Source organism: Salipiger mucosus DSM 16094 (assembly GCF_000442255.1).
Lineage (GTDB): Bacteria > Pseudomonadota > Alphaproteobacteria > Rhodobacterales > Rhodobacteraceae > Salipiger > Salipiger mucosus.
The window spans coordinates 1-18851 of record NZ_KE557287.1 but is presented as its reverse complement, the minus strand read 5'-3'; the positions used below and the strand labels follow the sequence as shown (position 1 = coordinate 18851).

General features: G+C 68.6%; 13 protein-coding genes and 1 pseudogene. 11 read left to right on the top strand and 3 right to left on the bottom strand.

Annotation, left to right across the window (positions count from 1 at the left end):
* Positions 1–14: 14 nt before the first annotated feature.
* Entirely contained in the window at positions 15–767 is a 753-nt protein-coding gene (locus tag SALMUC_RS25555) for an SDR family NAD(P)-dependent oxidoreductase (RefSeq protein ID WP_020041220.1), read from the bottom strand.
* Positions 768–1144: 377 nt separating this feature from the next.
* Here SALMUC_RS25555 and SALMUC_RS31380 point away from each other — a divergent pair, with 377 nt between their 5' ends.
* The 3 genes from SALMUC_RS31380 (at position 1145) to SALMUC_RS25540 (ending at position 2658) form a co-directional block, all read left to right on the top strand.
* Positions 1145–1822 (top strand): hypothetical protein, encoded by a 678-nt coding sequence (locus SALMUC_RS31380; protein WP_245584747.1) that lies wholly within the window; start codon positions 1145–1147, stop codon positions 1820–1822.
* Positions 1797–2195: a DUF2306 domain-containing protein gene (locus SALMUC_RS25545; RefSeq protein WP_020041222.1), complete on the top strand. Its 399-nt coding sequence runs from the start codon at positions 1797–1799 to the stop codon at positions 2193–2195. Before SALMUC_RS31380 ends, SALMUC_RS25545 begins: the two co-directional genes overlap by 26 nt.
* 244 nt (positions 2196–2439) lie before the next feature.
* Positions 2440–2658 carry a hypothetical protein gene (locus SALMUC_RS25540; protein ID WP_020041223.1) on the top strand — a complete coding sequence of 73 codons (219 nt, stop codon included), beginning with the start codon at positions 2440–2442 and terminating at the stop codon, positions 2656–2658.
* Positions 2659–2877: 219 nt separating this feature from the next.
* Here the strand turns inward: SALMUC_RS25540 and SALMUC_RS25535 are convergent, their stop codons facing one another.
* Positions 2878–4503, bottom strand: coding sequence for an acyl-CoA dehydrogenase family protein (locus SALMUC_RS25535; protein WP_020041224.1), 1626 nt, complete (start codon positions 4501–4503; stop codon positions 2878–2880).
* Between the two features lie 168 nt (positions 4504–4671).
* On the opposite strand from SALMUC_RS25535, the gene SALMUC_RS25530 reads away from it, so the two are divergent.
* Positions 4672–5436 carry an aspartate/glutamate racemase family protein gene (locus SALMUC_RS25530; protein WP_020041225.1) on the top strand — a complete coding sequence of 255 codons (765 nt, stop codon included), beginning with the start codon at positions 4672–4674 and terminating at the stop codon, positions 5434–5436.
* Between the two features lie 109 nt (positions 5437–5545).
* A complete protein-coding gene (locus SALMUC_RS25525) occupies positions 5546–7240 on the top strand; it encodes a thiamine pyrophosphate-binding protein (RefSeq protein ID WP_020041226.1) in 1695 nt (564 codons plus the stop codon).
* A gap of 258 nt (positions 7241–7498) precedes the next feature.
* Here the strand turns inward: SALMUC_RS25525 and SALMUC_RS25520 are convergent, their stop codons facing one another.
* Complete coding sequence (locus tag SALMUC_RS25520) at positions 7499–9823, bottom strand: Tex family protein (protein WP_020041227.1); 2325 nt, start codon at positions 9821–9823, stop codon at positions 7499–7501.
* A 506-nt stretch (positions 9824–10329) separates the two neighbouring features.
* On the opposite strand from SALMUC_RS25520, the gene SALMUC_RS25515 reads away from it, so the two are divergent.
* From SALMUC_RS25515 to SALMUC_RS25495, 6 genes and pseudogenes are all read left to right on the top strand, one after another.
* Positions 10330–12015 (top strand): glycine/sarcosine N-methyltransferase, encoded by a 1686-nt coding sequence (locus SALMUC_RS25515; RefSeq protein ID WP_020041228.1) that lies wholly within the window; start codon positions 10330–10332, stop codon positions 12013–12015.
* Between the two features lie 79 nt (positions 12016–12094).
* Positions 12095–12973: a methylenetetrahydrofolate reductase [NAD(P)H] gene (gene metF / locus SALMUC_RS25510; RefSeq protein ID WP_020041229.1), complete on the top strand. Its 879-nt coding sequence runs from the start codon at positions 12095–12097 to the stop codon at positions 12971–12973.
* Positions 12974–12985: 12 nt separating this feature from the next.
* Positions 12986–14059 carry a homocysteine S-methyltransferase family protein gene (locus SALMUC_RS31930; protein WP_020041230.1) on the top strand — a complete coding sequence of 358 codons (1074 nt, stop codon included), beginning with the start codon at positions 12986–12988 and terminating at the stop codon, positions 14057–14059.
* Positions 14056–16728, top strand: a complete 2673-nt coding sequence (gene metH / locus SALMUC_RS25505; protein WP_020041231.1) for a methionine synthase — start codon at positions 14056–14058, stop codon at positions 16726–16728. The genes SALMUC_RS31930 and metH overlap by 4 nt, the downstream gene beginning before the upstream one ends.
* 43 nt (positions 16729–16771) lie before the next feature.
* A pseudogene (metK, locus tag SALMUC_RS25500) lies at positions 16772–17961 on the top strand (methionine adenosyltransferase).
* A 90-nt stretch (positions 17962–18051) separates the two neighbouring features.
* Positions 18052–18851: adenosylhomocysteinase (locus tag SALMUC_RS25495; protein ID WP_037372951.1), on the top strand; the 800-nt coding region annotated here is incomplete at its 3' end.

The window sequence follows — 18851 nt, the reverse complement described above, 5'->3', positions numbered from 1 at the left end:
GCCCCCGGAAGCGCTCACATCATCGAGGAGCCGCCGTTCACGTCGATGGTGGCGCCGGTGATGTAGCCCGCATCCTCGGAGGCAAGGAACGCGACCGTGGCCGCCACGTCCGAGGGCTCGCCGATGCGGCCCACGACCGTGCGGGCCGCGCGCCGGGCGATGCCCTCCTCGCCTTCGCGACTGGTCAGCGGCGTGCGCACCGAGCCCGGGGCGATGCAGTTGGCGGTGATCCCGTTCGGCCCCTCGATACCGGCGGTCTGCCGCGTCAGGGCGATGACCCCCGCCTTGGCCGTGGCATAGGCGATGGAGGCAGTGCCGGTGTAGGTCCGCCCGGTGCGCGACGACATGTTGACGATGCGGCCCCAGCCGCCCCGGCGCATCAGGGGAAGCGCCGCCTTGGTGACGATGAACATGCCCGTCAGGTTGATCTGCAGCAGCCGCTGCCAGTCCTCGAGGCTGACGGAATCGAACTGCGCGATATCCTCGACCGAACCGTAGGGGTGGATGCCCGCGTTGTTCACGAGGATGTCGAGCCGCCCGCACTCCTGCTCGACCCGCGCGATGGCCGCCGCGATCCCGGCCTCGTCGCTCACGTCGGCGCGCAGCCCCATCGCCCCGCCCGGTAGCGAGGCCGCGACCTCGGCCACCTCGGGGTGCATGTCGAGGAGAACGCAGCGCGCGTGCCGCGACAACCGCTCGGCGATGGCAAGGCCCAGCCCCTGCGCGCCCCCCGTGATCAGCGCGACCCTCGTGTCCGTCGATGCCATGATGTACCCTCCCCCCGATGTTCTGCGCAGGACGGTAGGGGGATCAGCCGCGCAGGCGCAATTTGGGCAGGGCCTGCCATAGCTTCCCGCTATGCAGCCCATCGTCCCCTGCCGGGCAAGGCAGCGGCGCGAGGGGGGGTGTCCGGCGGCCCTCGCCTGCCGAGCGGCCGGGTCAAAAGGATCTGCCTCTCACGGGCCGCGCCGCGCTCGCCAGCGCCCGAAACGACCGTTCATGCGGCGCGCGGCGAACGGCGGGACGGAGCCCATAACGACGGAAGCCGCGGATCGTATGAACGTCTGTTGTCGTGAAACAAGTCGAAGATGTGCCGAAATGAATCCGGGTCTGCCAAGTGTCGTAGCATCGCATGTGCCCACACATGCAATCGCTGCGCCCGCTTGAGGATACCAAGATCGTTTGCCAACCTATTGCCCTCTTCGGACAGGCATTCGCCTTGTCTTGTGCTCTTTGGCAACGGGTGCGTTGTCAAACACACCTGCGTCGCGCGATCCGGATCGGAGCGCCGCCACTGAAAAATCCGCATCACGGCATTTCTTGCCAGGAGGAACATATCACCTACGCGAAGCTATCGAGAGCCGCCCTTGGCGGTGCCGTTGCAATCGTCATGTCCAACATCGTCAGCAACATCCTTTTCTTTCAGCTCGGCCGACCGCTTCTATTTGAGAACGAAGCTCAAAGCGCGAAGGTCGTCGCGGTTCTGTTCGAGATGGAGCCACTTCCCCTCATGTTCACCAATGGGCCGCTATACATGGCCATCGCCGCCCTGATCGGTGTGATACACGGTCTGGTGTTCTATTGGATCGAGCCTGCCTTGCCGCGTGGGATCGTCGCGCGTGGACTGGCCTTCGGCGCTATCCTTTGGGCGCTGATGGCGCTCTATTTCGAGTTCCACACTCCTTTTAACATGTTCGGTGAACCGGTCGCGCTTGTTGCGGTCGAGCTCGTGTTCTGGATCGCGGTTGTGGCCGTGCAAGGACTTGTCCTGTCCATCATCTACGGGAGGAGTCGGGATGAACTGGCAAGCCCTGTGGAATGACGGTGCGATCATCACGATCCACGCATTCGTTGCGCTTATCGCAATGGGGGCTGGGGCCTTTCAGCTTGCAGCACCCAAAGGAACTGCACTGCACAAAGCGCTCGGCTATTTCTGGGTCGGCGCGATGGCCATTGTCGCGGCAACGAGCTTCTGGATACACGAATTCCGATGGTTCGGACCATTCTCCATCATACACGTCCTTTCGATCCTCGTCCTCACGACGTTGGTATACTCCGTCAGCGCGATCCGCCAAGGACGTGTTGCAGCACACCGGAACTCGATGATCCAGCTATACGCTTTGGCCCTGTTGCTGACCGGAGCTTTCACGCTCATACCGGGGCGGACGATGCATACCGTCTTCTTCGGTGGATGATCGAACCGTACGAAGATCGAGCGCATCAATGCGCCCCGAACCAGTGTTTTTTGCCAAACTGTCGAAAGTGGGCATCGGAGCCACCGCTACGAGGGACCGCTCCGTCCGCGGTGCCGCCGCTTCCGCTTCGCCGGGACGAAGAGGCGGGCCGGCATGGACCTGGCGCTAAATGTTTGATAGCAAAGATCTACATTGACTCCGCGAGCTCGTTGCCAGCAACCGTCAGCAGTGGAGCCGAACGCACATGCCGCACAATGGAAATCACCGCGAGTTCCGTCAGGCCATCGCATTCGGCGTGATCCTCGCCACGGTCATTGTCGGAAACGGAGCGTTCCTGGGCTTCAGACACCACGGCTCCGTCAGCCAGGTCGGCTGGCTGGGCCTGGCGACGATCTGGGTCTTTTCCTGTGCTGCATTTGCGTGGTTCAAATATCGGTTCATGTCTTGGCCCGGTGACCGGTGACCGCTGGAGCGATCGCAAGACATGCTCATCGTGGTTGATTTCCACAGACTGATCGTGGCCGATCGCCCTTCTCCCGAACGCTGTTGTGACATGCCCACGCCCTGCGTCTGGGCCGTCCGTCGACGGGGCGCATTCGGCACGCGTGGCGAAAGCCCGTTTCCCCATGGACAGCCCGGCCCGTGGCGCCGCATCTGACGACAAGGCCAGAACCGTGCGGTGCTATCCACCCAGCCGCGCGAGCAGTGGCGCCGGGTCGACCGCGGGCAGCGCGCCCGGCACGCGGCCGCGCCGGTCCGTGAGGCGGCTGCGGACAAAGGCTCCCGCGACCGCGTCGGAGGCGCCCCGGCAGAGCACCGAGGCCGAGAGCATCAGCGCCGTGTGCTCGGTGAAGGCGCGGGCCTGCGCGGGCTCGGGCAGCGCGGGCCAGGCGGCGCGGTAGTCGCTCAAGGCGACGTCATAGGCCGGATCGGCGCCCGCGGCGGCGTCGAGCTCGGAGGCCAGCACGCCCCCCGCGAGGGGATCGCGCGCGAGCGAGCGCAGCACGTCGAGGCAGATCACGTTGCCCGATCCCTCCCAGATGCCGTTGAGCGGGGCCTCGCGGTAGAGCATGGGCAGCGGGCCATCCTCGACGTAGCCCGCGCCGCCCAGCACCTCCATCGCCTCGCCCACCACCACCGGGCAGAGCTTGTTCGAGAGGAACTTGGCCAGCGCCACGCCGATGCGCCCGAAGGCGCGGGCCGCGTCATCCATCCCGTCGAAGGCGCGCGCGACGTGCAGCCCCAGCGCGAGGCTGCCCTCGAGGTCGAGCGCGAGGTCGGCCAGCAGGCAGCGCATCAGCGGCTGGTCGATCAGCCGCGCCTGGAAGGCGCTGCGGTGGGCGACCCAGTGGTGCGCCTCGCAGAGCGCCGCGCGCATCAGGCCGGCGGGGGCGAGGGCGGTGTCGAGCCGGGTGTGGTGGATCATGCGGACGATGGTGCGCACGCCGTCGCCCTCCTCGCCCAGCTGCCATGCCAGCGCGCGGGCATACTCGATCTCGGCCGAGGCGTTGGAGCGGTTGCCCAGCTTGTCCTTGAGCCGCGCGATCCGGATGTGATTGCGCCCCTCCTCGAGCCAGCGGGGCACGAGGAAGCAAGTCAGCCCGCCCGGCGCCTGCGCGAGCGTGAGGAAGGCGTCGGACATGGGCGCCGAGCAGAACCACTTGTGCCCGGTGAGCCGCCAGCCCGCGCCGTCGCGCTCGGCCCGCGTGGTGTTGGCCCGCACGTCCGAGCCGCCCTGCTTTTCGGTCAGCGCCATGCCCAGCGTCACGCCGGGCTTGTCGTCGATGGGGCGCGGGTCGGGATCGTAGTCGCGCGAGAGAGCCTTGTCGCGCCAGTGCGCGAAGGGCGCCCCGCCCGCCGCCAGCGCGGGCACGGCGGCATAGGTCATGGTGAGCGGGCAGCAATGGCCGGGCTCGACCTGGCTCGCGAGGTAGACCATCGCGGCATGGGCGCGGTGGCCGCCCGCACCGCCCTCCCAGGCGACCGAGGCGTAGCCCGCGGCGCAGGAGGTTCGCATGAAGGCGTGGTAGGCGGGATGAAAACGGACCTCGTCCAGCCGCCGCCCCGCGCGGTCGAAGAGATGCGCCTCGGGCGCGTGCCGGTTGGCGTCGCGCGCGGCCTCGCGCATGCCGGTCGTGCCGATGGTCGCGGCATAGTCCGCCAGCGCGGCGCGGCGGGGGGCGCCGAGATCCGACAGCGCCTCGCGCAGGGCGGGGTCGGTCTCCATCAGCGAGAGATCGCCGCGCGGCGGCGGCTGGTTCTCGACCCGGTGGGTTCCCAGCTCGGTCTCGGGCTCCATCTCGCGCATGTGGGCCTCCTCTCTCCCTGGGCGCGATCCTAGCACGTCCGGGCAAGGCGCGCGCGCAGGGCGCGACGTCACGCGCGCGGCGGGCGCGGGGAAATCCGCGGCCCGGGGCCTTGCGCCCGACCGCGCGCCGCGCCAAGGCTGAGACAGCACGCGAAAGGCCCGACCGACATGACCCACGACGCCCCCTCCCCCTCCGTCATCGCCAGCGGCGGCAAGGCCGTCTACGGCGCGCCGCTCGGCATCCTGATGCTCGAGGCGCGCTTTGCCCGCATTCCGGGCGACATGGGCCATGCCGAGACCTGGCCCTTCCCGGTGCTCTACCGCGTGATCCGGGGCGCCGATCCGGGGACCGTGGTGCTGAACAAGGCCGCCGGGCTGCGCGAGGCCTTTCTGGAGGGCGCGCGCGAGCTGGTGGAACTGGGCGCCGAGGCGATCACCACCAACTGCGGTTTCCTGTCGATCCTGCAACCGGACCTGGCCGAGGCGCTCGGCGTGCCGGTGGCGACTTCCTCGCTGATGCAGGTGCCCTGGGTGCAGGCCATGCTGCCGCCCGGCAAGCGCCCCGGCGTGGTGACGATCAGCTCGGGCAGCCTGACCCCCGCGCACCTCGAGGGCGTGGGCGTGCCGCAGGACACGCCGGTCGAGGGCACGGACACCGACGGCGAATTCTTCCGCGTCATCATCGGCGCCGAGAAGGACGACCTCGACGTGATCCGCGCGCGCGACGACGTGATCTCGGCCGCGCAGCGGCTGGTGCGGCGCCACCCCGAGGTGGGCGCGCTGGTGCTGGAGTGCACCAACATGGCGCCCTATGCCGCCGATGTCTCGGCCGCGACGGGGCTGCCGGTCTTCGACATCCACTCGCTGGTGCGCTGGCTTCAGCTGGGCGTTCGGCCGCAGCATTTCCCCATGCCGCGCGGCGGACGGCTCTAGGGTCGCAGAACGGCCTTGAAGGCTCCGGGCGAACCTTGTATTTTTCTTTGTATACAATTTTTGGCGCCGCCGGAGGTCCGGCCCCGCGCCCGAGCGTGAAGGAACCGGGATGCTGGACAACAAACTGAACGGCGCGGAAGCCATGGTGCGGATGCTGGAAGCGCATGGCGTGACGCACATCTTCGGGCTCTGCGGCGACACCACCCTGCCCTTCTACGACGCGATGCACCTGCTCGACCACGAGATCTCGCACGTGCTGACGCGCGACGAGCGCAGCGCGGCCTACATGGCCGACGGCTATTCGCGGGTGACCGGGCGGCCGGGCGTCTGCGAGGGGCCCTCGGGCGGCGGCGCGACCTACATCCTGCCGGGGCTGATCGAAAGCTCGGAAAGCTCCTACGCGACGCTGGCGATCACCTCGGACATCTCGGTGGCCTCCTACGGCAAGTATCCCCTGACCGAGGTCGACCAGGAGGCGCTGATGCGCCCGCTGACCAAGTGGAACACCGTCATCAAGCGGGCCGAGCACATCCCGCGCATGGTGCGCACCGCCTTCCGCGCCATGACGACCGGGCGCTCGGGGTCGACGCACCTCGGGCTGCCCTACGACATCCAGTACGACCCGGTGGACCCGGCCGACATCTGGGCCGACCCCGCGCTCGCGACCTACCCGGCCTATCGCACCGGCCCCGAAGAGGCCGCCGTCGAAGCGGCGCTCGACGCGATCCTCTCGGCGAAGAAACCGCTCATCGTCTGCGGCGGCGGCGTGGTGATCTCGGGCGCCATGGCCGAGCTCGACCGGCTGGCGACGCGGCTCGACATCGCGGTGGCCTCCTCGATCTCGGGCCAGGGCTCGCTGGCCGACACGCACCCGAACGCGCTTGGCGTGGTCGGCTCGAACGGCGGCACCGACCAGACCTGGGAGATGATGGAGGCCGCCGACCTCGTGGTCTTCATGGGCTGCCGGGCGGGCTCGACCACCACCGCGCGGTGGGAGGCGCCCAGCGTCGGCACCCGCATCGTGCATTTCGACTCCGACCCGATGGTGATCGGGGCCAACCTGCCGACCGAGGTCGGCGTCGCGGGCGACCTGCGGCTCTCGCTGGGGATGCTGAACGCGGCGCTCGACAAGCGCGGCCAGGGCGCGGGCACCTTCGGCGGCGCGGCGGCGGTGGCCGACATCAAGCGGCGCAAGTTCGAGATCTTCGACCGCATCGCGGCCGGGGGCGACCAGCCGATCCGCCCCGAGCGGGTCATCGCGGACCTGATGAAGGTGCTGCCCGAGGATGCCACCGTGGTCTCGGACCCGGGCACCTCCTGCCCCTATGCCTCGGCCTACTACCAGCAGCAGCTGGCGGGGCGCTACTTCGTGACCAACCGCGCGCACGGGGCGCTGGGGTATTCGCTCGCGGCCTCGCTGGGGGCCTGGTACGGGCGGCCGGCCTCGAAGACCGTGGCGCTGATGGGCGACGGCTCCTTCGGCTTCACCTGCGGCGAGCTGGAAACCGTCTGCCGCTCGCGCGCGCCGATCACCTTCGTGGTGTTCTCGAACGCCAGCTACGGCTGGATCAAGGCGAGCCAGAAGGACGACAAGGGTGCGCGCTACTACAACGTGGATTTCAACCGCGTCGATCAGGCGGCGGTGGCGGCTGCCTACGGCGTCAAGTCCTGGCGGGTCGAGGACCCGGCCGAGCTGGAGGGCGTGCTGCGGCAGGCGGTGGCGCACGACGGCCCGACGCTGGTGGACGTGGTGACCCAGCCGCTTGAGGAATCCAACGCCCCGGTCCGGCGGTGGATGGGGTGATTTCCGGGTCGCGCCCATAGGGCGCGACAATCGCTCCGGGGGAGCGATTGAGGAAATCACGGGCGGAGCCCCGGGCCTGACCGCGCCCATAAGGCGCGGCAAACACTCCGGCAGACCACTTCAGGAAATCACGGGCGCGGCCATAAGACTGGCCGCGCCGGAGACCATCCCCCGGCTGCCTCCGATGACCGTCACCTCTGCTGCGGCGACGGCCACGCGGCGCAACCGGAAGAGGTGACGCACGGACCCGAGGCCGCGCTATTTCTTCTTCATCGCGTCCGCCAGCGCCGCGCCGAGGGCGCCCTGCCCCGAGGGTTCGCGCGACTTGCCGCCCTTGGGGCCGCCGCCTCCGCCACCGCCGCGCCGGCCCTTGGGCGGGGGTGCGCCGCGGTCCTTGCCCCGGCCGCCGCCCGAGCCGCCGCCGCCGTCCTTGCGCATCGACAGGCCGATGCGCTTGCGGGGGACGTCGACCTCGGTGACGCGGACCCGGACCACGTCGCCCGCCTTGACCACCTCGTGCGGGTCCTTGACGAAGCGGTCGGCCAGCTGGCTCACGTGCACGAGCCCGTCCTGGTGCACGCCGATGTCGACGAAGGCGCCGAAGGCCGCGACGTTGGTCACCGTGCCCTCCAGCGACATGCCGGGTTTCAGATCCTTGATGTCCTCGACCCCCTCGGCGAAGGTCGCCGTCCTGAAGCTGGGGCGCGGGTCGCGGCCGGGCTTTTCCAGCTCCGACAGGATGTCGCGCACCGTGGGCAGGCCAAAGCTCTCGTCCACGAAATCCTCGGCCCGCAGGCCCTTCAGCGCCTCGGGGTGGCCCATGATCTGGCGGATGTCGCGGCCGCAGGCGCCGACGATGCGGCGGGCGACCTCGTAGGCCTCGGGGTGGACCGAGGAGGCGTCGAGCGGCTCGTCACCCTCGCGGATGCGCAGGAAGCCCGCGCTCTGCTCGAAGGCGCGGGGGCCGACGCCCGAGACCTTCATCAGCGCCTTGCGCGAGGCGAAGGCGCCGTTGGCGTCGCGGTGCGCGACGATGGATTGCGCCAGCGAGGGCCCCAGCCCCGCGACATGCGCCAGCAGCGGCGCCGAGGCGGTGTTGAGATCGACGCCAACGGCGTTCACAGCGTCCTCGACCACGGCCTCGAGCGCCTTGGCCAGCTGCCGCTGGTCCACGTCGTGCTGGTACTGGCCGACGCCGATGCTCTCGGGCGAGATCTTGACGAGCTCGGCCAGCGGGTCCTGCAGGCGCCGCGCGATCGACACCGCGCCGCGCAGCGAGACGTCCAGATCCGGGAACTCCTGCGCCGCCAGCTCGGAGGCGGAATAGACCGAGGCGCCGGCCTCGGAGACGACGACCTTGGTGGGCGCGGGCCCCTCGAGCCGCTTGAGCGTGTCGGCGACGAAGCGCTCGGTCTCGCGGCTGGCGGTGCCGTTGCCGATGGCGACGAGGGCGACGCCGTGGCGCTTGACCATGCGCAGCACGGCCTCCTCGGCGCCGCGCAGGTCGCGCTTGGGCTGGAAGGGGTAGAGCGTCGCGGTTTCCAGCACCTTGCCGGTGGCGTCGACCACGGCGGCCTTGACCCCGGTGCGGATGCCCGGATCGAGCCCCAGCGTCGCCTTGCTGCCGGCGGGCGCGGCGAGCAGCAGGTCGCGCAGGTTGCGGGCGAAGACGCGGATCGCTTCTTCATGGGCGCGGCGGCGCAGCTCGGTCATGAGGTCGACATACATCGACAGGCTCAGCTTGACCCGCCAGGTCCAGCCCGCCGCGGTGCGCAGCCAGGCATCGCCCGGCGCGTCGCCCGGGATGCCGATGGCCTGCGCCACGATGCCCACGGCGCGGGCGGCGCCCTCCTCGGGCTCGGGGGCGATGGAGACGGTGACGATCTCCTCCTTCGAGGCGCGCAGGATCGCGAGCGCCCGGTGCGCGGGGATGTCGGCCCATTTCTCGCGGTGGTCGAAGTAGTCCGAGAACTTGGCGCCGGCCTCTTCCTTGCCGGGTTGGACCGTGGCGGAGATCAGCGCCTCCTCGCGCATGAAGCTCCGCAGGCGGCCCAGCAGGTCGGCGTTCTCGCTCAGCTCCTCGGCGAGGATGTCGCGCGCGCCCTCGAGCGCGGCCTTGACCGTTTCGACGTTTTCGCCGGTGTAGCTCTCGGCCAGTGTCTGCGGATCAGCGGCGCGGTCCTCCATGATGGCGCGCAACAGCGGCTCGAGCCCGTTCTCGCGCGCGATCATCGCCTTGGTGCGGCGCTTGGGCTTGTAGGGCAGGTAGATGTCCTCGAGCGCGGCCTTGCTGTCGGCGCCCGCGATGCGCCTCGCCAGGTCGTCGGTCAGCTTGTCCTGCCCCTTGATCGACTCGAGAATCGCGGCGCGCCGCGCCTCCATCTCGCGCAGGTAGGTCAGCCGGTCGCCCAGCGTCCGCAGCTGGGTGTCGTCGAGGCCCCCGGTCGCCTCCTTCCGGTAGCGGGCGATGAAGGGCACGGTGGCGCCCCCGTCCAGCAGCTCGACCGCGGCGGCGACCTGTTTGGGGCTCGCGGCGATCTCGGTGGCGATGGTGCGGGCGATGCGCTCGGCGGTCTGGTCCAAGGCGGGCTCCTCTGGTCTCGGGTGGACCGTCATAGCCCCCTGCCCGCCCGGCGCCAAGGGCCCCGGCACCCTGCCGGCAGCGCCGACTCGCGTGGATTCGCCGGTTCGCGACGGGTTCTCCCGCGCGTCCTGAACGCTCCTGGCCTCCGCGAACTGCTCGAGGCGTGCGCGAAAATGATTAGTTTGTAAGCCAAAACAAAAAGTCTTCATGACAAGGCGCCACAGGACTTGAAGTGTCGCAATTAAACTGCAGAGTGTCCGCCACGCGTCACAGCGACGTGACACTGCTTCGCAGACGCTAAGGAAATGCGTGGAGGCGACCGCCACGGCGCGGAAATGCTTCGAACATGCGAGGGGCTCGCCGGTCACGGCAGAGCCCGCGACACAAACAAGCGAACGCCCGGGATCGGCGCGACGGCGAAAGACCGCGCCCGGCCTCGGAATGTCCAGTGGAACGGTCGTCCCGTTCCAGCCGGGACGATGCGGCCTTAAGGAGGGGTAAACACATGACGGATTACAGCACGGACAACGCCGAGCTCACGATGACCGACCAGGTCTACGGCGACGACCCGCTGGCAGACCGTGAAACGGACCACTACCGCAAGGAGTATGTCTCGACCTTCGTCGACAAGTGGGACGAGCTGATCGACTGGGACGGCCGCGCCACCAGCGAGGGCCAGTTCTTCATCGACATCCTGCGCGCCCGCGGCAAGGAACGCGTGCTCGACGTGGCCTGCGGCACCGGCTTCCACTCGGTGCGCCTGACCGAGGCCGGCTTCGACGTGACCGCCGCCGACGGCTCGGCCGCGATGGTCGCCAAGGCCTTCCAGAACGGCCAGGCGCGCGGCCTGATCCTCAAGACGACGCAGGCCGACTGGCGCTGGCTGAACCGCGACATCGCGGGCAAGTACGACGCGATCATCTGCCTCGGCAACTCCTTCACCCACCTGCACGAGGAAAAGGACCGCCGCCGCGCGCTGGCCGAGTTCTATGCCGCGCTGAAGCACGACGGCATCCTCATTCTCGATCAGCGCAACTACGACGCGATGATCGACAACGGCTATTCGACCAAGCACAAGTTCTACTACTGCGGCGACCAGGTGACGGCCGAGCCGGACCACGTCGACGAGGGCCTGTGCCGCATGCGCTACACCTTCCCCGACGGCGCCTCCTACACGCTGAACATGTGCCCGATCCGCAAGAACTACATGCGTCGGCTGCTCACCGAGGCAGGCTTCGAGCGCGTCCGCACCTACGGCGACTTCCAGGAAACCTACGCCGAGGACGACCCGGACTTCTTCATCCACGTGGCCGAGAAATCCTCGCTGCACATGAAGCGCTGGGGCGGCACCAGCACCGAGGACGAGCAGGACATCCGCGACGTCACCGAAGACTACTACGACAGTGACGACGCCGACACCTTCTACTCGACCATCTGGGGCGGCGAAGACCTGCACATCGGCCTCTACGACGAGACGAAGAACATCCGCGAGGCCAGCGACAAGACCATCGCCGCGATGATCGACAAGCTGCCGAAGCTGGGCGCCGACAGCCGTGTGCTGGACATGGGCGCGGGCTATGGCGGCGCGATGCGCACGCTGGTCAAGCAGACGGGCGCCGAGGCGATCTGTGTCAACATTTCGAGCACGCAGAACGACTACAACCGCCAGAAGATCCGCCAGGCCGGCCTGGGCGACAAGATCGAGGTGCGCCACGGCGTCTTCGAGGACCTGCCGCAGGACGACGCCAGCGTCGACGTGGCCTGGAGCCAGGATGCCTTCCTGCACTCGGACCAGCGCGACAAGGTCATCGCCGAGGCGTACCGCGTGCTCAAGCCGGGCGGTCACCTGATCTTCACCGACCCGATGCAGGCCGACGACGTGCCGCAGGGCGTGCTTCAGCCGGTCTACGACCGCCTGCAGCTGAACAGCCTGGGCTCGATCCGCTACTACCGCGAAGTGGCCGAGGCGCTCGGCTTCGAGACGGTGGAGCTGGACGAGATGACCAACCAGCTGCGCAACCACTACGCACGGGTCCGCGAGGAACTGCTGGCGAACTACGACAAGCTGCGTGAAGGCGGCTCGTCGGCCGAGTACCTCGACAAGATGGCCGTCGGTCTCGAGAACTGGGTCAAGGCGGCCGACGACGGCTACCTCGCCTGGGGCATCCTGACCTTCCGCAAGCCGGCGTAAGACCGGACACCCCGGCCCGCGCCAGCCGCGCGGGCCGGGCACCAACCAGACAGACGATCCCAACGACGGAGAGACCTTCATGACCGGGCAGACACCCGAACGGGACATCTCGGTGTCCTTCGAGCTCTTCCCGCCCAAGACCGAGGCGGGGATCGAGAAACTCGGGCACACCGTTGACCGGCTGGCCGAGGCCGGACCGGCCTATTTCTCTGTGACCTACGGTGCTGGCGGCTCGACCCGCGAGCGCACCCGCCAGGTGGTCGACGCCGTGGCGTCCCGCTCGGGCCTGCCCGTGGCGCAGCACCTGACCTGCGTTGGCGCCAGCCGCGCCGAGATCGACCGCCAGGCCCAGGGCCTCTGGGACGCCGGCATCCGCCGCATCGTCGCGCTGCGCGGCGACCTGCCCGAGGGCGAGACGCTGGCCGAGGACGGCTACCACGACGGCGCCGAACTGGTCGAAGGCCTGCGCCGCATAGGCGATTTCGATATCTCGGTCGCCGCCTATCCCGAGGTGCACCCCGAGGCCGCGAGCGACCAGGGCGACCTCGATCACCTCAAGCGCAAGATCGACGCCGGGGCCAACCGGGCGATCACGCAATATGCGTTCGACACCGACACCGTGCTGCGCTTCGTCGATCGTGCCCGGAAGGCAGGCATTTCCGCCCCGATCGTGCCCGGCATCATGCCGGTTGCCAACTTCGCGAGCCTCAAGCGCTTTTCGTCCGGCTGCGGTGCCTCTATTCCCACCTGGATGGAAGAGATGTTCGCCGGACTCGACGAAACGCCCGACCTGCGTTCGATGGTCGCCACCAGCGTGGCGGTCGAACAATGCCGCCGGTTCGTTGCCGAGGGGCTGACGGAGTTCCATATCTATACGCTGAACAAGCCGGACGTCACGCTCGCGATCTGCCGCGCGCTGGGACTGCCGGCGACGATCCGCGCCGACCGCGCGGCCTGAAGGGAAATACCTATGACCGATACCACTGACATTGCCGCGCATGCGGCCCGGAAGATCCTCGTGCTGGACGGGGCGATGGGCACGATGATCCAGCAGGCGAAACCCGACGAGGCGTTCTATCGCGGCTCGCGGTTCGCGGACCATTCGGGCGATGTCGGGGGCAACAACGAATTGCTGAGCCTGACCCAGCCCGACCTGATCCGCGACATCCACGCCGACTTCCTCGAGGCCGGCGCGGACATCCTGTGCACCAACACCTTCGGGGCCAACTCGGTCAGCCAGGCCGACTACAACATGCAGCACCTCGTCGGCGAGATGAACGCCGAGAGCGTGCGGCTGGCGCGCGAGGCGGCCGATGCCGCCTCGACGCCGGACCGGCCGCGCTGGGTCGCGGGCGGCATCGGGCCGACCAACCAGACCGCCAGCATCAGCCCCGACGTGAACGACCCCGGCTTCCGCGCCGTGACCTTCGACGATCTCGCCAAGGCCTACGGCGAGGCCGCGCGCGGCCTGATCGAGGCCGGCGCCGACCTGCTGCTGATCGAGACCATCTTCGACACGCTCAACGCCAAGGCCGCGCTCTTTGCCATCGACTCGCTCAAGGACGAGGGGCTGGACGTGCCGCCGCTGATGATCTCGGGCACCATCACCGACCGCTCGGGCCGCACGCTCACCGGGCAGACGCCCGAGGCCTTCTGGGTCTCGATGAGCCACGCGCGTCCCTTCTCGATCGGGCTCAACTGCGCGCTTGGCGCGGGCGAGATGCGCCAGCACGTGCGCACCCTCTCCGAGGTGGCGGACACCCGCGTCAGCGCCTACCCCAACGCCGGCCTGCCGAACGAGATGGGCGGCTACGACGAGACGCCGGAAGAGACCGCCGCGCACCTCGCGGAATGGGCCGACAGCGGTCTCGTGAACATCGTCGGCGGCTGCTGCGGCACCACGCCGGACCACATCCGGGCCATCGCCAAGGCCGTCGAGGGCAAGACTCCCCGCAAGATCCCGCAGAAGGTGCGCCAGATGCGCCTGAGCGGACTGGAGATGTTCGAAGCCCCGGCCGCGACCGCAAAGGAGGGCGCAGCATGACCAGCGTTGCCAATTTCATCAACATCGGCGAGCGGACGAACGTCACCGGCTCGGCCAAGTTCAAGAAGCTGATCATGGACGGCGACTATGCCGCCGCGCTCGACGTGGCGCGGCAGCAGGTCGAGAACGGCGCCCAGATCATCGACGTGAACATGGACGAGGGCCTGCTCGACTCCCAGGAGGCGATGCGCACCTTCCTCAACCTGATCGCCTCGGAGCCCGACATCAGCCGCGTGCCGGTCATGGTCGACAGCTCGAAGTTCGAGGTGATCGAAGAGGGTCTCAAGTGCATCCAGGGCCGCGCGGTGGTGAACTCCATCTCGCTCAAGGAAGGCGAGGACGCCTTCCTTGAGCAGGCGCGCATCGTGCGCCGCTACGGCGCCGCCGTGGTGGTCATGGCCTTCGACGAGAACGGCCAGGCCGAGACCGCGCAGCACAAGTACGAGATCTGCCGCCGCTCCTATGACCTGCTGACGCAGAAGGCGGGCTTCGAGCCCTGGGACATCATCTTCGATCCCAACATCTTTGCCGTCGCCACCGGCATCGAGGAGCACAACGACTACGCCAACGCCTTCTTCGAGGCGATCCGGCTCATCAAGGCCGACATGCCCGACACCCACATCTCGGGCGGCCTGTCGAACGTCTCGTTCAGCTTCCGCGGCAACAACGCCGTGCGCGAGGCGATGCACTCGGCGTTCCTCTACCACGCGATCCCGCTGGGCATGGACATGGCCATCGTGAACGCGGGCCAGATCACCGTCTACGACGACATCCCCGACGAGCTGCGCGAGCGGGTCGAGGACGTGCTGCTCAACCGCCGCGACGACGCGACCGAGCGGCTGCTGGACATCGCCGACAAGTACAAGGGCACCGGCGAGGCCTCGAAGAAGGAAGACCCCAAGTGGCGCGAGCAGGCCGTCGAGAAGCGGCTGGAGCACGCGCTGGTGCACGGGATCACCGACTTCGTGGTCGACGACACCGAGGAGTGCCGCCAGCGCGCGGAACGCCCGCTCGACGTGATCGAGGGGCCGCTCATGGACGGCATGAACGTGGTCGGCGACCTCTTCGGCGAGGGCAAGATGTTCCTGCCGCAGGTCGTGAAGTCGGCCCGCGTGATGAAGGCCGCCGTGGCGCACCTGCTGCCCTACATGGAAGAGGAAAAGCGCCTCTCGGGCGACACCTCGGCCAAGGGCAAGGTGCTGATGGCGACCGTCAAGGGTGACGTGCACGACATCGGCAAGAACATCGTGGGCGTCGTCCTGCAGTGCAACAACTACGACGTCGTCGACATGGGCGTCATGGTGCCGACCGAGGACATCCTGGCCAAGGCCAAGGAAGAGAACGCCGACGTGATCGGCCTGTCCGGCCTCATCACGCCCTCGCTCGACCGCATGGTCGAGGTGGCCGCCGAGATGACCCGGCAGGGCTTCGAGGTGCCGCTGATGATCGGCGGCGCGACCACCTCGAAGAAGCACACCGCGCTCAAGGTGGCGCCCGAGTACGACAACGGCGTGATCCACGTCGACGACGCCTCCAAGGCCGTCGGCGTCGTCTCGCGGCTGCTGTCCAAGACCGCGGCGCCCGCCTATCTCGAGGGCATCGCCGAAGAGCAGGAGAAGATGCGCGAGAGCTCGGCCAAGACGGGCGACCGCCCGACGACGCCGCTGGCCGAGGCGCGTGCGAATGCCTTCAACACGGACTGGGACAGCGCCAACCCGCCCGCGCCGCAAAGCCCGGGCCTGTCGCCGATCGACGACATGCCGCTGTCGAAGCTGCGCGAGTACATCGACTGGACGCCCTTCTTCGCGACCTGGGAGATGCGCGGCCGCTTCCCCGACATCCTGGACGATCCCGACAAGGGCCCGACCGCGCGCGAACTCTATGACAACGCGCAGGCGATGCTCGACCGGATCATCGAGGAAGAGTGGTTCAAGCCGCGCGGCGTGGTGGGCCTGTGGCCCGCGAACGCCGAGGGCGACGACGTGATCGTCTGGACCGGCGAGGACCGCAAGACCGAGGCGGCGCGCTTCCCGCAGCTGCGCCAGCAGGGCAAGAAGTCGGGCGACAAGGCGCACATGTGCCTGTCGGACTTCATCGCGCCCGTCGGCACGCCCGACTGGGTCGGCGGCTTCGCCGTCACCGCGGGCCCCGAGGTCCACGCCATCTCGGACCGCTTCAAGGCCGAGAACAACGACTACGACTCGATCCTCGTGCAGGCCCTGGGCGACCGCTTCGCCGAGGCCTTTGCCGAGGCTCTGCACGAGCGCGTGCGCCGCAGCCTCTGGGGCTACGCCGCCGACGAGTCGATGGCCAACGAGGACCTGATCGCCGAGAAGTATCGCGGCATCCGCCCTGCCCCGGGGTATCCGGCCTGCCCGGATCACACCGAGAAGCGGACCCTGTTCGAGATGCTGGACGCCACGGCGCATACCGGCCTCGAGCTGACCGAATCCTGCGCGATGTGGCCTGCCGCGGCGGTGGCCGGCCTCTACTTCGCGCATCCCGACGCGCGCTACTTCGGCGTGGGCCGGATCGGCCCCGACCAGGTCGCCGACTACGCCGAGCGCAAGGGAATGAGCATTTCCGAGGTCGAGACATGGCTCGCGCCGAGCCTCGGATACACGCCGGGACGGAGCACCGGCGAAGAGAAGGCCCGCAACGTCGCCTGAGGCGTGCGGGCACCAATCCCAGAACTAAGAGGGGGAACCCAAAATGGGTGACAAAACCTGGCTGTTCACCAGTGAATCGGTGTCGGAAGGCCATCCGGACAAGGTCTGCGACCGCATCTCGGACTCGGTCCTCGACGCCTACCTGGCCGAGGAGCCCGAGGCCCGGGTCGCCTGCGAGACGCTTGCCACCACCGACCACCTGACCATCGCCGGCGAAGTCCGCGGCCCCGAGTCCGTGCTGCGCCGCGTCGAGGAGATCGCCCGCGAGGCGGTCAAGGAAATCGGTTACGACCAGCCCGGCTTCTCCTGGAAGACTGTCGAGATCGTCAACCGCCTGCACGCGCAGTCCTCGGACATCGCGATGGGCGTCGACGAGGGCGACAAGGGCGAAGAAGGTGCCGGCGACCAGGGCATCATGTTCGGCTACGCCTGCAACGAGACCGAAGAGCTGATGCCGGCGCCGATCCAGTTCGCGCACCGGATCCTGCGCCTCATGGCCGAGGACCGCAAATCCGGCAAGACGCCGGAATTCGGCCCCGACGCCAAGTCGCAGGTCACGCTCAAGTACCAGGGCGGCAAGCCCGTCGGCGTCGACACCGTCGTCGTCTCGACGCAGCACCTCGAGGGCGTCAGCCAGGACAAGGTCCGCGAGCTGGTGAAGCCCTACATCGAGGGCGTCTTCAAGGACGAGGGCTGGGACCTGCCGGCCGACGACAAGCTGATCGTGAACCCCACGGGCAACTTCGTGATCGGCGGCCCCGACGGTGACGCCGGCCTCACCGGCCGCAAGATCATCGTCGACACCTACGGCGGCGCGGCGCCCCACGGCGGCGGTGCCTTCTCGGGCAAGGACCCGACCAAGGTGGACCGCTCGGCGGCCTATGCCGCGCGCTACCTGGCCAAGAACGTCGTGGCCGCGGGCCTCGCCGACAAGTGCCAGATCCAGCTGGCCTATGCCATCGGCGTGCCGGACCCCGTCGCCGCTACGTCGAGACCTTCGGCACCGGCAAGGTCGACGAGGAGAAGCTCGGCGCGACCCTGCGCAAGATGGTCCGCCTCACGCCGCGCGGCCTGCGCGAGACGATGGGCCTGCTCAAGCCGGTCTACGCGCGCACCGCGGCCTACGGCCACTTCGGTCGCCCGGTGGACGCCGACGGCGGCTTCGGCTGGGAGCGCACGGACCTCGCCAAGGACCTCGCGGCCGAGTTCGGCCACAAGATCGCGGCCGAGTAACCGGCCCGCCAAGCAATGCACCTGCCGCCGGGCACCCTGCCCGGCGGCATCGTTTCATCGGATAAAGGACAAGACATGCCTGCAGAAGACATGCCCCACGTGGCGAGCGACTACGTCGTCAAGGACATCGCGCTGGCCGGCTACGGCCGCAAGGAGCTGGACATCGCCGAGACCGAGATGCCGGGCCTCATGGCCCTGCGCGAGGAATACGGCGCCAGCCAGCCGCTCAAGGGCGCCAGGATCGCCGGCTCGCTGCACATGACGATCCAGACCGCCTGCCTGATCGAGACCCTCGTGGCGCTCGGCGCCGAGGTCCGCTGGGCGTCCTGCAACATCTTCTCGACCCAGGACCACGCCGCGGCCGTGATCGCCGAAGGCGGCACGCCGGTCTTCGCCGTGAAGGGCGAGACGCTGGTCGACTACTGGGACTACTGCGACCGCATCTTCCACTTCGACGGTGACGGCCAGGGCGGATCGAACATGATCCTCGACGACGGCGGCGACGCGACCATGTACATCCTGCTCGGCGCCCGCGTGGAAGCCGGCGAGGAAGACCTGATCGCGAACCCCGGCTCGGAAGAGGAAGAGGCGCTCTTCGCCCAGATCCGCAAGCGGATGAAGGAAACGCCCGGCTTCTTCAAGAAGCAGCGCGACATGCTCAAGGGCGTCTCGGAAGAGACCACCACCGGCGTGCACCGTCTCTACGAGCTGTCCAAGGGCGGCCAGCTGCCCTTCCCGGCGATCAACGTGAACGACAGCGTCACGAAGTCGAAGTTCGACAACAAGTACGGCTGCAAGGAATCGCTCGTCGACGGCATCCGCCGCGCGACCGACACCATGATGGCCGGCAAGGTCGCCGTGGTCTGCGGCTACGGTGACGTGGGCAAGGG

Bases quoted from the DNA above. Each gene is read 5' to 3' on its own strand.
- SALMUC_RS25555 (WP_020041220.1), bottom strand. From the start codon at position 767: ATGGCATCGACGGACACGAGGGTCGCGCTGATCACGGGGGGCGCGCAG.
- SALMUC_RS31380 (WP_245584747.1), top strand. From the start codon at position 1,145: ATGCAATCGCTGCGCCCGCTTGAGGATACCAAGATCGTTTGCCAACCT.
- SALMUC_RS25545 (WP_020041222.1), top strand. From the start codon at position 1,797: ATGAACTGGCAAGCCCTGTGGAATGACGGTGCGATCATCACGATCCAC.
- SALMUC_RS25540 (WP_020041223.1), top strand. From the start codon at position 2,440: ATGCCGCACAATGGAAATCACCGCGAGTTCCGTCAGGCCATCGCATTC.
- SALMUC_RS25535 (WP_020041224.1), bottom strand. From the start codon at position 4,503: ATGCGCGAGATGGAGCCCGAGACCGAGCTGGGAACCCACCGGGTCGAG.
- SALMUC_RS25530 (WP_020041225.1), top strand. From the start codon at position 4,672: ATGACCCACGACGCCCCCTCCCCCTCCGTCATCGCCAGCGGCGGCAAG.
- SALMUC_RS25525 (WP_020041226.1), top strand. From the start codon at position 5,546: ATGCTGGACAACAAACTGAACGGCGCGGAAGCCATGGTGCGGATGCTG.
- SALMUC_RS25515 (WP_020041228.1), top strand. From the start codon at position 10,330: ATGACGGATTACAGCACGGACAACGCCGAGCTCACGATGACCGACCAG.
- metF (WP_020041229.1), top strand. From the start codon at position 12,095: ATGACCGGGCAGACACCCGAACGGGACATCTCGGTGTCCTTCGAGCTC.
- SALMUC_RS31930 (WP_020041230.1), top strand. From the start codon at position 12,986: ATGACCGATACCACTGACATTGCCGCGCATGCGGCCCGGAAGATCCTC.
- metH (WP_020041231.1), top strand. From the start codon at position 14,056: ATGACCAGCGTTGCCAATTTCATCAACATCGGCGAGCGGACGAACGTC.